Here is a 13,300-nt window from a genome sequence, read left to right on the forward strand (position 1 = left end):
CCGCAGCAGGCACGCTCTCGTGAGATGGTCGCAAAAATCGTGCGGGCGACGGCCACTCTGCTGCGGACGATGGAGCCCGAGCACGTCACCACCAACCTGATTGCCGAGACCGCCGACGTCAGCAAGGGCTCGATCTACCAGTACTTCGCCAACAAGGACCAGATCGTCAACGCCGCAGTGGAACTGATCGCCGCGCAGGAAGCACCCGCCGTCGAGAACATGCTGCGCACGATCACCATGGACCGGCCCGAGACGGCGATGGCCTCGGCCATCGACATGCTCATCGACTACACCATCGCCAACCGACGGCTGATCCGCTACCTGGCCGAACGGCCCGAACATGTGCGAACCTACGAGAGCATCTCCGGACTGCCCGCGACCATGTTGGCGATGTCCACCCTGCACATGAGCCACTACCGCGACCAGTACCGACATGAGTTGTCCCCCAACGCCTTGGCGTGGCTGTTCATCAACATGGCGATCGCGACCACCATGCGCTACATCGAGGCCGATGACCCGATCTCACTCGACGAACTGCGCAACGGACTGAAGTTCGCCTCGACCGGACTGCTCGCCGGCGGACAGCGACTCGACGGGCCGTGAAGAGGAGGCGGCCAAACCGCGGTCGAGCGCACCGATATCCGCCTACGCTGCCCTGATGAGCCGGCCGTTGCTGCGCATCCTGGGCGCCGTCGTGATTCCGCTCGTCTTCGTCGGACTCGTGCCGTTCGCACCGGCCTCGGCCGCAGGGCCACTACCGGCGAATCAGGTTGTGTTCACGGTGAGTACGGGCGGTGGTTTCGTGCCGCCGGTCGTCTACGCCCTGGAATCGCCGTCGTTGATCATCTACGGCGACGGCCGGGTCCTGTCGGTAGTCCGGGATCCCGCCGGCGCCGTGGTGCCGGTGCGCTACACCCTCAACCAGGTCGATCCGGCTGCCATCGCATCCTTCGTGTCATGGGTCTCCGAACGCGGAATCGTCAACTCCGACACCGACTTCGGCCAGCCTCCGGTCACCGACATGGACTCCACCGCCGTGATGGTGCACGGCAGCGGTGCGCCCACCACCGCGAGCGTGTACGCGTTCTATCCGAGCTTCGACAAGGACGTGAGCGCGGCCCAGCAGAAGGCACGGGCTGCCCTGCGCGACGTGGTCAACGAGGCGACGACCCTGACCGGCGTCGGGCCCGCCTACCCCTACCCGCCGAACCGCGTCGTCGTCTATGAAGTAGAGACCGGGTCGTCGGATACCGCGACCACGGCGTGGCCCGGACCGCCACCGGCGTCGTTCCTGAGGCCGAGCACGCAGAGCCGATCGCAGGCCTGCGGCTACCTCACCGGCGATGCCGCCACCGCGGCGTACCAGGCGGCCTTGAACAATCCCGGTGCGCAGTGGCTGGTCGGCGGCACCACCCGGGTTCTGGCGGTGAACCCGAACCCGCTGACCGACGCCTGCCCGTAAGCAGCACAACGAACCTGTCGGTACCCCCACTTAACCTGTCGCCAACAACAGCCGGAAGGGCAGACAGGGTGGCCAGCAACAACGACGGGTGCGCCAAAGGTGCAGGCGGCACGGTGTTCTTCGTCATCTTCCTCATCGCCGCGGTGCCCAAAGAGGTCTGGATCGGCGTGGGCATCTTCCTTGCCGTGGTCGTCCTGATCGTGGTGGCCGTCAAGGGCGCCGAAGCCTACGACCAGCACCGGGCGGCCGAGGAGGAACGCGAACGCCAGGAGAAGGCCGCGCAGGCCGCCGCCGCCAAGCGTGAACGCGCCCAGAAGGCCCGCAGAATCCAGCAGCACCGCATCGACACGCTGGGCGCGCAAAACGCTCGGGTGGTCGAAGCGACTCTCGGTGCGGTGAAGCAGATCAAGGCCTCGGAGGCCGCCCGCGACGGGTGGCTGGGTGAGGTGGATTTCGCGCCGGACATCAAGCGCATCACCGAGGGCTTCGAAAAGGCCTACGCCCTGCGAAAAGTCGCTGCCGAGCTGTCCGCGCTGGACAAGCCCAGCGCCGATGACCGCAGGATTCTCACCGAGGCCAACGCGACGGCCTCCGGCCTGGAAGCTCCGGCCATGCAACGGGTCGACCTCATCGCCAAGTGCGCCACCGAGGCACAGGCCATCGACCAATCGCTGGAGGATGAACGCCGGGATGCCAAGACCGCTGAGCAGCGCGCCGAACTACATGCCGAACTCGGCGCCATGCTGTACGGCATTGAGGCGGCGCCGAGTGTCTCCCCGGTGAGCTCGGCAGCGGAGGCGGTGATGGCGCGCGTCGAGGCCTACCGGGAGATCAAGCACCAGATCCAGCGGGCCCGCGACGGCGAGCAGGGCTGACGGGCGCGCCGCGGTCCCCGCCGGGAGAAGCACTTCGGCGCGATCACCTGGGACGAACGGCCCTAGAGAGTGTTTCCCCGAGCGAGGACCTTGAGCTATGTGGGACGACGACGTCAACGATGCGCCGCGCCGGGCGACCGCCCGTGACGTATCGCGCCGTCTTCCCCGGTGTCATCCGCGCCCTTGAGCGGCCGGGGGCGGTGCTCAGCCGCATCGGCGACCAAGCGCTCTTCTACGGCCGGGCCATCGGAGGTATCCCCTACGCGGTGCGCTGGTACCGCGCTGAGATCGTCCGCCTGATCGCCGAGATCAGCATGGGCGCCGGCGTTCTGGCGATGATCGGCGGGACGCTGGTGGTGGTCGGGTTCCTCACCGTGGCCACCGGCGGCACCCTGGCCGTGCAGGGCTACAGCTCGCTGGGCAACATCGGCATCGAAGCGCTTACCGGCTTCCTCGCGGCGTTCATCAACGTGCGGATCTCCGCGCCGGTGGTCGCCGGGATCGGGCTGGCCGCCACCTTCGGCGCCGGGGTCACCGCCCAACTCGGGGCAATGCGCGTCAGCGAAGAGATCGACGCCCTCGAGGCCATGTCGATTCGGCCGATCGCCTTTCTGGTGAGCACCCGGATCGCTGCCGGGATGACGGCCATCGCACCGCTGTACGCGGTCGCCGTCATCCTGTCGTTTCTGGCCAGCCGCTACACCACCGTCGCGCTGCTCGGGCAGTCGGCAGGCCTGTACGACCACTACTTCTCGACGTTCCTCAACCCGATCGACCTGCTGTGGTCCTTCACCCAAGCCATCCTGATGGCGTTGGCAATCCTGTTGATCCACACCTACTTTGGCTTCTTCGCCTCGGGTGGACCGTCAGGTGTCGGCGTCGCCACCGGCGACGCCGTCCGCACCTCACTGGTCGTCGTCGTATCGGTGACGCTGCTCGTCTCGCTGGCCATTTATGGCCGTGGCGGCGGATTCAATCTGGCGGGGTAACCCGCCCGGATCAGAAGTCCCAGTCCTCGTCTTCGGTGACGACGGCCTTGCCGATCACGTAGCTCGACCCCGAACCCGAGAAGAAGTCGTGGTTCTCATCGGCGTTGGGCGACAGCGCCGACAGGATGGCGGGGTTCACCTCGGTCTCGTCCTTGGGGAAGAGCGCCTCGAAGCCCATGTTCATCAGCGCCTTGTTGGCGTTGTAGCGCAGGTACTTCTTGACGTCCTCGGTCAGACCGACCGCGTCGTAGAGATCCTGGGTGTACTCAATCTCGTTCTCGTACAAGGCGAACAGCAGCTCGTAGGCGTAGTCCTTGAGGTCCTGCTTACGCTCGTCGCTCTGCGTCGCGTAGCCCTTCTGGAACTTGTAGCCGATGTAGTAGGCGTGCACGGCCTCGTCGCGGATGATCAGCCGGATCAGGTCGGCGGTGTTGGTCAGCTTGGCCCGGCTCGACCAGTACATCGGCAGGTAGAAGCCGGAGTAGAAGAGGAAGGCCTCCAGGAACACCGAGGCGATCTTGCGCTTGAGCGGATCGTCGCCGCGGTAGTAGTCGAGGATGATCTGCGCCTTGCGCTGCAGGTTGACGTTCTCCTCCGACCAGCGGAAGGCCTCGTCGATCTCGGCAGTCGAGCACAGTGTGGAGAAGATCGAGCTGTAGCTCTTGGCGTGCACCGACTCCATGAAGGTGATGTTGGTCAGCACGGCTTCTTCGTGGGGTGTCAGCGCATCGGGGATCATGCTGACCGAGCCGACCGTGCTCTGGATGGTGTCGAGCAGCGTCAGGCCGGTGAACACCCGCATGGTCAGCTGCTTCTCGGCATCGGTCAGGGTGTTCCACGAGGGCATGTCGTTGGACAGCGGCACCTTCTCGGGCAACCAGAAATTGCCGGTCAGCCGGTCCCAGACCTCCGCGTCCTTCTCGTCAATGACACGGTTCCAGTTGATCGCCGTCGCCCGGTCGATCAGCTTCGTCCCATCGCTCACCGAAACCCCACTTCACCACGATGTATTGCCCGTTTCCGGCTGACGACCAAACACTACCCCTGGGGTCCGACAACACGCCGCAACACAACAAGTTGTGTTTTACCGATCTCGAACACACAGGTCGGCCGGGCGCGTCGAACCCGCTCGGCGTGTCGTGTTGCCTCAGCGGCGCGCGACCCGCCTCAGCAACCCGCGCCGCCGGCGCCGGCCCACCCCGGAGAACCGGTACTCCGAGCGTTTCAGCGAACGCGTCGCCAGCCAGTACTGCCACGTCATCCCGCTCCACAGCGTGCGGTTCTTGCCGTGCTCGTCCAGATACCAGCTGCTGCACCCGCCGGTGTTCCAGACCGAGCGCTCCAGCGCCTCATGCAGTTCGGCGTTGAACGCGTCCTGGGCGGTCCGCGTCGGCGCCAGCGCCAGAGCTCCGGCCTTGTCGACGGCCTCGATCGCCTGCCCGACGTAGCCGATCTGGGACTCGATCATGAACACCACCGAGTTGTGGCCCAGCCCGGTGTTGGGCCCCAGCAGGAAGAACAGGTTCGGCATATCGGCCACCGCGATTCCGCGGTGGGCCTGCACACCCTCCCGGCTCCATCGGTCCACCAGGTCCTCGCCGCCCGGCCCCTTGACGTCGACATAGGTGTAGGAGTCGGTGACGTGGAAGCCGGTGGCGAACACGATCACGTCGACCTCGCGCTCGACGCCGTCGGCGGTGACGATGCCGTGCGGCGTGATGCGGGCGATCCGGTCGGTCACCAGTTCGGACTTCGGCTGGTCGATGGCCCGGAAGTACTTGTCGGAGAACAACACCCGCTTGCAGCCCACCCGGTAGGTCGGCGTAAGCCTGCGACGCAGCTCGGGGTCGCGGACCTGACGGCGGATGTTCCACTTGCCGGCCAGCTCGCCCAGGGTGAGCAGCTCAGGGCGCTTGGTCATCGCGAAACCCAGCGCCTCCTGGAACCAGTAGATGCCGGTGCGCAGGGCCGCGCGGGTACCGGGCACGGTGGCGAAGGCCTCCCGCAGCCGGGCCGGGATCGCGTCGTTGCTGCGCGGCAGCACCCAGGCCGGGGTGCGCTGATAGAGCTGCAACTGGCCGACCTGATCGACGATCTGCGGCACGATCTGGATGGCGCTGGCCCCGGTGCCGACGACGGCGACCCGCTTACCGGTCAGGTCGACACTGTGATCCCACTGCGCGGAGTGGAAGGCGGCCCCGCCGAATTCGTCGAGACCCTCGATGTCGGGGATCGACGGGATGTGCAGCGCCCCGGCGCCTGAGATGAGGAACTGCGCGACGTACTCCTGCCCGTCCTTGGTGAAGACGTGCCAGCGGTACTCGGCGTCATCCCAGTGCGCGCGCTCCACGTGCGCACCGAAGCGGATGTAGCGGCGAAGCCCGTACTTATCGGTGACGCCTTCGAGGTAGTCCAGGATCTCGGGCTGGAACGACCACATGTGGCTCCAGTCCGCCTTGGGTTCGAAGGAGAACGAATAGAGGTGGGCCGGGATGTCGCAGGCGCAACCCGGGTAGGTGTTGTCCCGCCAGGTGCCGCCGATCGCGTCGGCTTTCTCCAGGATCAGGAAGTCGACACCCCGGCGTTGCAGTTCGATGCCCATGCCCAGCCCGGAGAACCCGGTGCCGATGACGAGGGCACGGGTGTGCACCGGTGCCGTGGTGGACTCGGCGGGGGCCTGCGATTCGGCGACGGTCATGCCACCAAAGTACCCAATACCGCCGGTATCGGCTAAAGGGACTTAAGGCCTGAAATCCGGGGCCGTCAGCTCACGGCGGCGCGTCGCGGCATCGCGACGGTCATGCCACAAAAGTACCCAATACCGCCGGTATCGGCTAAAGGGACTTAAGGCCTGAAATCCGGGGCCGTCAGCTCACGGCGGCGCGTCGCGGCATCGCGTCGCGGATGGGCCGGTTCTGGTCGAGGTCGATACCGAGCAGTTCGGCCGTGCCGTTGATGGTGCCCAGCATGATCGTCGTCAGGTGCTTGACGAAGTCTTCCGACGGCATCCGGCGCGGGCTCGACGGTTCGGGGCCCAACCACCAGTCGGTGGCCGCGGAGGCCGAACCGAACGTGGCCGAGGCGGCCAGCTGCAGGGCCGCGGGGTCGAGCTCCATTTCGCGCAGCTCGTGGTTGAACATCTCGGCGATGCCCATGGTGATCTCGCGGCCCTCGTTCAGCGCCCGCACCGTCGACTCGGACTGCTCCGGAAAGCGGCCCTGAAGCATGAACCGCAGCACGTTGGGGTGCTGGTCGACCAGGTTGACGTACTCGGCGACGCTGCGATGCACCACCTCGCGCACCGGATCGGTGGCGAAGTTGACGTTCGGGAAGATCGCCGCCCAGAGCATGTCGCGCAGCCGGGCGCCGATCGCGGCGAACAGGTCGGACTTATCGGTGAAGTGCCGGTAGATCTTGGGCTTGGCGGTGCCGGCTTCCTCGGCGATCTCACGCAGGCTGACCTCGGGGCCGCGCTTGTCGATGGCCCGGAACGAGGCGTCGACGATCTCCGCGCGCACCTTCTTACGGTGCTCACGCCACCGTTCGCTCCGTGCGTCGACTTTGCCCGAATCGCCCCCCGGCCGCGATCGTGTCACTCTGCGCACGTCATGCACTGTACCCGCAGGTATTGGCTGACCAGGACAGACTGTTTGCGAGGTCACCATTTCGTCCGCACTGTGCGGGCTTTCCCACCGCGAGCGGTTCATTTTTCTCGGCTAGCATCGACAAGTCGGGCCATCGAGTGAGACGGGGAGTTGTGACCGAGCGATTCGACCTGGTGATTGCCGGCGGCGGTCCATCAGGATCCGCCGCCGCGTGGCAGGCCGCCCAGACCGGCGCCAAAGTGGTGGTCCTGGACAAGGCGGAGTTCCCCCGCGACAAACCCTGCGGTGACGGCCTGACCGCCCGCGCCGTCAGCTACCTGCAGAAGATGGGCCTGGCCCACGAGGTGTCGCAGTTCCACCGCATCAGCGGCGTGACGGTGTACTCGCCGTCGGAATGGGAGCTGTCGTTCCCCAAGCGCCCCGGCATGCCCGACCACGGCCACACCGCCAGCCGCACCGAACTGGACACGCTGCTGCTCAAGCACGCCGAGTCCGCCGGCGCGGTGGTGCGCCAGGGCGCCGAGGTGGCCGGGCCGGAGTTCGACGAACGCGGTCGCGTGGTGGGCGTCGTCCTCAAGAGTGGTGAGAAGGTCCTCGGCGACGCGGTGATCGCGGCCGACGGCGCCTACTCCCCCATCAAGCGGGCCCTGAAGATCGACTCCGACTACAACGGCTACTCCGCGATCGCGATCCGTTCGGAAATGCACGCCAACCGGGCGGACTCCGACCGCTTCGAGATCTACCTCAAGCTGTTGTTCCAGGGTGATCAGCTGCCGGGTTACGGCTGGATCTTCCCGATGGGCGGCGGCCGGTTCAACATCGGCCTCGGTTACGTCAACAGCTACAAGAACTGGCAGTCGATCAACGCCACCCACTTCTTCGGCGACTTCCTCAACAGTCTTCCGCGCGAGTGGGAGCTGCCCTCGGTCGACGAGCTGAAGAAGAACAAGACCGTGCGGGCCTGGCGACTGCCGATGGGCTTCACCGCGTGGCCGCCGTGGCGTCCGGGCGTGCTGTTCACCGGCGACTCGCTGGGTGCGGGTAAGCCGGTGTCCGGCGCGGGCATCTCCAAGGCACTCGAGTCCGGCCTGGCCGCCGGCGAGTGCGCGATCGCCGCGCTGGAGAACGGCGGGCCCGACGACTTCACCAACTACCAGCTGCGGATGGAAGCCGCCTGGGGCCGGGAGTACAAGCGCGGCCGCTTCTTCAACAAGCTGGCCGGCTACCCGCAGGTCGCCGGGACGGGCCTGAAGTTGCTGGACAATCACACCTTCCGCGACTTCCTGCTCAAGTCGCTGTACAAGAAGCAGCAGAGCCCGTCGCACACCTAGGGGCACAGGCGTCGCAACGGCTCCGGGAACTCGGCGTCGCGCCGATGGCACCCGGCCTGAGCGACGACGAGGTGGCGGGGATCGAAGCCGAGTTCGGCGTCGAGTTCGCCGATGAGCATCGGGCGTTTCTGTCCGCCGGGCTGCCGGTGGGTGATTCGTGGCCCGACTGGCGGGACGCGCCGCGGCGCAGCCTGCAGCAGCGACTCCAGTTGCCGGCGGACGGAATTCTGTTCGCCGTGGAGTGGCGGGACTTCTGGGGCGCCGGGTGGGGTGTACGGCCAGCGCGGATGAAGGACGCCTTGCGCAGCGCGCGCTATCACCTGGAGCGGGCGCCGCGGCTGATCCCGGTGCACGCGAACTGCTACCTGCCCGCCGGCCGCGGTTCGGGTGCCCAACCGGTGCTGTCGGTGTATCAGGCCGACGTAACCTGTTGCGGCGCAGACCTTCTGGCGTACATCGAGTCGACGTTCGGCGACGGTGCTTCTAGTGGGGAGGCGGGGGCAGTGCCGTTCTGGTCGGAGCTGATCAGCTGACGAGCGGCGCTCAGTTCAGCACATAGGACGTCATCGACAGCGAGCCCCACTCGCAACCGTCCGTTATAACGGTGGCGGTGTCATCCTGCGCGGCCGCCAGACCCGCGAAGTACAGCAGCGGGATGAAGTGGTCCGGGGTGGGCACAGCAGCCCGGTAGTCGCCGTCATCCTGCAGCCGTGCCGCCTGCGCCGGGTCGTCGAGGATCTGCGCCCGGGCAGCGTCGTCGAAACGCTGCGCCCAGGCGAAACCGGACTCCCCCATCGACGGCTCCAGTGCGCCGAGGTTGTGAACCACGTTGCCGCTGCACACGATCAGGACGCCACGCTCGCGCAACGCCGCCAGCTTGGCGCCGAGTTCGACGTGGTAATCCAGCGGCTTCTCGGCGTTGATCGACAGCTGCACCACCGGCACCGAGTGATCCGGGAAGGCGTGCGCCAGCACCGACCAGGTGCCGTGATCGATGCCCCAGCTGTCGACGTCGGCACCGACCCAGGTGGGCTGCACCACGTCGGCGATCTCGTCGGCGAGATCCGGCAGACCCGGTGCGGGGTACTGCATCTCGAACAGTTCGGTCGGGAAGCCGTAGAAGTCATGGATGGTGCGCGGCTGGGCCATCGCGGTGACGGCACTGGCGTTGATGTACCAGTGGGCGCTGATCGCCAGGATCGCGCGGGGTGTGCCGTGCGTCGCGCGCACCGATTCCCCGAACGCGTGCCACGCCTCGGTGTAGCGGTTGGTCTCCAGTGCGTTCATCGGGCTGCCGTGCCCGATGAACGCGGCGGGCATCACGGCGGTCATCCGTTCAGTTAACCGCTACCGGCCGCTAGTGGCCAGTTAGGTCACGCACGTCACTCGCTGTGGGTGACCAGGTTGGCGTAGGCGGCACTGGCATTGCCGTTGAGCTTGGCCGCGTCGAAGCCGTAGCCGACGGCATCGCCCCGGATGGCGCGCAGCGGGTCCTCGAAGTCGCGGAAGTACCCCATCGCCCACGCGCCCTCCTGATAGCCGATCAGCTTCAACAGGTCGTCGTCGAGCGTGCGTGCGACTTCCGGTGGGACCGAGAGGAACTGGTTCTCCTCCTGGCGCACCCAGCCCACGCAGTAGTTGACGTTGATGGCGCGGCGGACCTTGGCGCTGCGGTTGGCGGCGCCGCTGTGCACGATCTTGCCGGTGTACAGCAACACCGATCCGCGCGACATCTCGGCCTGCAGGCATTCCTCGTCGGCATAGTCGGTGGGCTTCTTGTCGCCGACCTGGCTGCCCGGCACTACGCGAGTGGCACCCATCTCGGCGGTGTAGTCGGTCATCGCCCACAGCGTGTTGCACTGCACGTGGTAGTCGTCAGGGAACGGGTAGAAGTCGAAGGCGTTCTGGTCGCGGTGCAGTGCCTGATCGGACTCGCCCGGCTCGATCGAGATCACCTGGGTGAGCATGAGCTGGAAGGCGCTGGCGTGGCCCAGAAAGTCGTGACACACCCCGAGGATGGTCGGGTTCTGGATCAGCGTGCGGCAGGCCGGCGAGCGGGCGACGAGTGCCCCGGTGCGCCGGGTCTTGGTGCCGATCATCGCGTTGTAGCCCATCGGTGTGGCATCGAGATGGGGAGCTAGCTCATCAGAGATGGTGTCCATCAACGACTCTGGGACCAGGTTATCGACGATGACGTAGCCGTCGCGGCGCAGGTGGTCGGCGAGGTCGGCCGCCGATGTGCTGGCTGGAACGTGCGTCAGCTCGGTCATGTGACCCAGTATCTCGGCGACGTGTGTTGACCAGGTAAAACAGCGTCACGCACCCGTTACGCCACCCAGAAATGCCGAACGGCCAGTTAGTGCACGATTTCTGACGAAAAGTGTGCAGTAACTGGCCGCTCGACGGAGATGCCCTACAACATGCAGGACACGCAACCCTCCACCTCAGTGCCCTCCAGCGCCATCTGGCGAAGCCGGATGTAGTAGAGCGTCTTGATTCCCTTGCGCCAGGCGTAGATCTGGGCCTTGTTGACCTCGCGGGTATCGGCGGTGTCCTTGAAGAACAGCGTCAGACTCAGCCCCTGGTCCACATGCTGGGTGGCCGCGGCGTAAGTGTCGATGATCTTTTCGTAGCCGATCTCGTACGCGTCCTGGTAGTAGTCCAGGTTGTCGTTGGTCATGTAAGGCGCCGGGTAGTAGACGCGACCGATCTTGCCTTCCTTGCGGATCTCCACCTTCGAGGCGATCGGGTGGATCGAACTCGTCGAGTGGTTGATGTAGGAGATCGACCCCGTCGGCGGCACCGCCTGCAGGTTCTGGTTGTAGATGCCGTGCTTCTGCACCGACTCCTTGAGCCGCAGCCAGTCGTCCTGGTTGGGAATGCGAATCCCCGCCTCGTCGAACAGCTCCCGCACCCGCGCAGTGGCCGGCTCCCACACCTGCTCGGTGTACTTGTCGAAGAACTCGCCGCTGGCGTACTTCGACTTCTCAAAGCCCTTGAACGTCGTGCCACGCTCGATGGCGATCTTGTTCGACGCCCGCAAGCAGTGGTAGAGCACCGTGTAGAAGTAGATGTTCGTGAAGTCGACGCCCTCGTCTGACCCGTAGTAAATCCGTTCGCGCGCAAGGTATCCGTGCAGGTTCATCTGCCCGAGGCCGATGGCGTGCGAGTCGTTGTTGCCCTGTTCGATCGACGGCACCGACCAGATGTGGGTCTGATCGCTGACCGCGGTCAGACCGCGGATGGCCACCTCGATGGTCTGCGCGAAGTCCGGCGAGTCCATCGCCTTGGCGATGTTCAGCGAACCCAGGTTGCAGGAGATGTCCTTGCCGACTTTGGAGTACGACAGGTCCTCGTTGAACTCCGACGGTGTCGAGACCTGCAGGATCTCCGAGCACAGGTTGGAGTGCGTGATCTTGCCGTCGATCGGGTTGGCCCGGTTCACCGTGTCCTCGAACATGATGTAGGGGTAGCCCGACTCGAACTGCAGCTCGGCCAGCGTCTGGAAGAACTCGCGCGCCTTGATCTTGGTCTTGCGGATTCGCGCGTCGTCGACCATCTCGTGGTACTTCTCGGTGACCGAGATGTCGGCGAACGGCACGCCATAGACCCGCTCGACGTCATAGGGCGAGAACAGGTACATGTCCTCGTTGCGCTTGGCCAGCTCGAAGGTGATGTCCGGAATGACCACACCCAGCGACAGCGTCTTGATGCGGATCTTCTCGTCGGCGTTCTCCCGCTTGGTGTCCAGGAAGCGGTAGATGTCGGGATGGTGGGCGTGCAGGTACACCGCACCGGCACCCTGCCGGGCGCCGAGCTGGTTGGCGTAGGAGAACGAATCCTCCAGCAGCTTCATGATCGGGATGACACCCGAGCTCTGGTTCTCGATGTTCTTGATCGGTGCGCCGTGCTCGCGAATGTTGGTCAGCAGCAACGCCACTCCACCACCGCGCTTGGACAGCTGCAGCGCGGAGTTGATCGAGCGGCCGATCGATTCCATGTTGTCCTCGATACGCAGCAGGAAGCAGCTCACCGGCTCGCCGCGCTGCTTCTTGCCCGAGTTGAGGAACGTCGGGGTGGCCGGCTGGAACCGGCCGTCGATGATCTCGTCGACCAGCTTCTCGGCCAGCGTCGTGTCGCCGTCGGCCAGGGTCAGCGCCACCATCACGACCCGGTCCTCGAAGCGCTCCAGGTAGCGCTTCCCGTCGAAGGTCTTCAGCGTGTAGGACGTGTAGTACTTGAACGCCCCGAGGAAGGTCGGGAAGCGGAACTTCTTGGCGAACGCGCGGTCGATCAGCGTCTTGACGAAGTTGCGCGAGTACTTGTCCAGCACCTCACGCTCGTAGTAGTTCTCCCGGATCAGGTAGTCGAGCTTCTCGTCCTGATTGTGGAAGAACACCGTGTTCTGGTTGACGTGCTCGAGGAAGTACTGGCGCGCCGCCAGCCGATCCATCTCGAACTGAATCTTGCCGTCGGCGTCGTACAGATTCAGCATCGCGTTGAGCGCGTGGTAGTCAGTCTCCCCCGGCAACGCGTGCGTCGGGGCTACAGGCTCAGCAGCTGTGACCGTTGGTGGCACGTGTCCTCGTCCTTCCAGAATTCAGCCAGTACCGCACGGACGGCTTCCACGTCCTCTGCGGTTCCCATCATTTCGAAGCGGTGTAGTACCGGCACCGTGCACTTGTGCGAGACCAGCGTGGCCGCAAAGCAGTACTCGGCACCGAATTGGGTGTTCCCTGCCCCGATCACGCCGCGGATCAGGGAACGGTTGTGCGGGTTGTTCAGGAACGCGATGACCTGCTTGGGCACGTAGCCCTTGGCGTCCAGCGTCGGGCTGTCCCCGCGGCCCTTGCCGTATGTCGGCAACAGCAGCACGTAGGGGTGCTCGACCTCGATGCGCTCGTGCAGGGGAATCCGGATGGCGGGCAGCCCCAGCTTGACCGCGAAGCGATGGGTGTTCTCCGAAACGCTGGAGAAGTACACCAATCGCGCCGGGCTCTCGTGGAGCAGGCTGCCATCCGGATTCATCACGTTCTCC

The 13,300-nt window shown here is 65.5% G+C and carries 13 protein-coding genes; 6 read left to right on the forward strand and 7 right to left on the reverse strand.

From position 1 onward, the window contains the following. Window positions 1-24 precede the first annotated feature (24 nt). The 4 genes from BN3385_RS25215 (at window position 25) to BN3385_RS25230 (ending at window position 3,326) form a co-directional block, all read left to right on the forward strand. Window positions 25-603 (forward strand): TetR/AcrR family transcriptional regulator, encoded by a 579-nt coding sequence (locus tag BN3385_RS25215; RefSeq protein WP_059021025.1) that lies wholly within the window; start codon window positions 25-27, stop codon window positions 601-603. 55 nt (window positions 604-658) lie between these two features. Continuing rightward, window positions 659-1,462, forward strand: a complete 804-nt coding sequence (locus BN3385_RS25220) for a hypothetical protein (RefSeq protein WP_059021028.1) — start codon at window positions 659-661, stop codon at window positions 1,460-1,462. Window positions 1,463-1,530: 68 nt separating this feature from the next. Beyond that, window positions 1,531-2,337 (forward strand): hypothetical protein, encoded by an 807-nt coding sequence (locus BN3385_RS25225; RefSeq protein WP_059021030.1) that lies wholly within the window; start codon window positions 1,531-1,533, stop codon window positions 2,335-2,337. Window positions 2,338-2,456: 119 nt separating this feature from the next. Continuing rightward, window positions 2,457-3,326: an ABC transporter permease gene (locus BN3385_RS25230; protein ID WP_059021032.1), complete on the forward strand. Its 870-nt coding sequence runs from the start codon at window positions 2,457-2,459 to the stop codon at window positions 3,324-3,326. A gap of 10 nt (window positions 3,327-3,336) precedes the next feature. On the opposite strand, the gene nrdF is transcribed toward BN3385_RS25230, so the two are convergent. From nrdF to BN3385_RS25245, 3 genes are all read right to left on the reverse strand, one after another. Then, window positions 3,337-4,311 carry a class 1b ribonucleoside-diphosphate reductase subunit beta gene (gene nrdF / locus BN3385_RS25235; protein WP_059021034.1) on the reverse strand — a complete coding sequence of 325 codons (975 nt, stop codon included), beginning with the start codon at window positions 4,309-4,311 and terminating at the stop codon, window positions 3,337-3,339. A 162-nt stretch (window positions 4,312-4,473) separates the two neighbouring features. Beyond that, a complete protein-coding gene (locus BN3385_RS25240; RefSeq protein ID WP_059021036.1) occupies window positions 4,474-6,024 on the reverse strand; it encodes a flavin-containing monooxygenase in 1,551 nt (516 codons plus the stop codon). 169 nt (window positions 6,025-6,193) lie between these two features. Then, the gene (locus tag BN3385_RS25245; protein WP_059022409.1) at window positions 6,194-6,931 is read right to left on the reverse strand and encodes a TetR/AcrR family transcriptional regulator; all 738 of its coding nucleotides are present in this window, start codon (window positions 6,929-6,931) and stop codon (window positions 6,194-6,196) included. 152 nt (window positions 6,932-7,083) lie between these two features. Between BN3385_RS25245 and BN3385_RS25250 the strand changes: the two genes are divergently transcribed. Both BN3385_RS25250 and BN3385_RS25255 read left to right on the forward strand, forming a co-directional pair. Next, window positions 7,084-8,262: a geranylgeranyl reductase family protein gene (locus tag BN3385_RS25250; RefSeq protein WP_059021038.1), complete on the forward strand. Its 1,179-nt coding sequence runs from the start codon at window positions 7,084-7,086 to the stop codon at window positions 8,260-8,262. A gap of 44 nt (window positions 8,263-8,306) precedes the next feature. Beyond that, window positions 8,307-8,795: a hypothetical protein gene (locus BN3385_RS25255; protein WP_059021040.1), complete on the forward strand. Its 489-nt coding sequence runs from the start codon at window positions 8,307-8,309 to the stop codon at window positions 8,793-8,795. A gap of 10 nt (window positions 8,796-8,805) precedes the next feature. Here the strand turns inward: BN3385_RS25255 and ygiD are convergent, their stop codons facing one another. From ygiD to nrdI, 4 genes are all read right to left on the reverse strand, one after another. Continuing rightward, window positions 8,806-9,582: a 4,5-DOPA-extradiol-dioxygenase gene (gene ygiD, locus BN3385_RS25260; protein WP_059022410.1), complete on the reverse strand. Its 777-nt coding sequence runs from the start codon at window positions 9,580-9,582 to the stop codon at window positions 8,806-8,808. A gap of 62 nt (window positions 9,583-9,644) precedes the next feature. Continuing rightward, the gene (locus tag BN3385_RS25265) at window positions 9,645-10,532 is read right to left on the reverse strand and encodes a phytanoyl-CoA dioxygenase family protein (RefSeq protein ID WP_059021042.1); all 888 of its coding nucleotides are present in this window, start codon (window positions 10,530-10,532) and stop codon (window positions 9,645-9,647) included. A 143-nt stretch (window positions 10,533-10,675) separates the two neighbouring features. Then, window positions 10,676-12,841, reverse strand: coding sequence for a class 1b ribonucleoside-diphosphate reductase subunit alpha (gene nrdE, locus BN3385_RS25270; protein ID WP_082690635.1), 2,166 nt, complete (start codon window positions 12,839-12,841; stop codon window positions 10,676-10,678). Then, on the reverse strand, window positions 12,808-13,290 hold the full coding sequence (gene nrdI / locus BN3385_RS25275) for a class Ib ribonucleoside-diphosphate reductase assembly flavoprotein NrdI (RefSeq protein WP_059021045.1): 483 nt from the start codon (window positions 13,288-13,290) through the stop codon (window positions 12,808-12,810). Before nrdI ends, nrdE begins: the two co-directional genes overlap by 34 nt. Between the last annotated feature and the right edge of the window lie 10 nt (window positions 13,291-13,300).

Origin of the sequence: Mycobacterium sp. M26 (assembly GCF_001494595.1) — a bacterium.
Lineage (GTDB): Bacteria > Actinomycetota > Actinomycetes > Mycobacteriales > Mycobacteriaceae > Mycobacterium.

Excerpts from the sequence above, each read along its gene's own strand:
- BN3385_RS25215 (WP_059021025.1), top strand. The coding sequence starts at position 25 with ATGGTCGCAAAAATCGTGCGGGCGACGGCCACTCTGCTGCGGACGATG.
- BN3385_RS25220 (WP_059021028.1), top strand. The coding sequence starts at position 659 with ATGAGCCGGCCGTTGCTGCGCATCCTGGGCGCCGTCGTGATTCCGCTC.
- BN3385_RS25230 (WP_059021032.1), top strand. The coding sequence starts at position 2,457 with ATGCGCCGCGCCGGGCGACCGCCCGTGACGTATCGCGCCGTCTTCCCC.
- BN3385_RS25240 (WP_059021036.1), bottom strand. The coding sequence starts at position 6,024 with ATGACCGTCGCCGAATCGCAGGCCCCCGCCGAGTCCACCACGGCACCG.
- BN3385_RS25255 (WP_059021040.1), top strand. The coding sequence starts at position 8,307 with ATGGCACCCGGCCTGAGCGACGACGAGGTGGCGGGGATCGAAGCCGAG.
- ygiD (WP_059022410.1), bottom strand. The coding sequence starts at position 9,582 with ATGCCCGCCGCGTTCATCGGGCACGGCAGCCCGATGAACGCACTGGAG.
- BN3385_RS25265 (WP_059021042.1), bottom strand. The coding sequence starts at position 10,532 with ATGACCGAGCTGACGCACGTTCCAGCCAGCACATCGGCGGCCGACCTC.
- nrdI (WP_059021045.1), bottom strand. The coding sequence starts at position 13,290 with ATGAATCCGGATGGCAGCCTGCTCCACGAGAGCCCGGCGCGATTGGTG.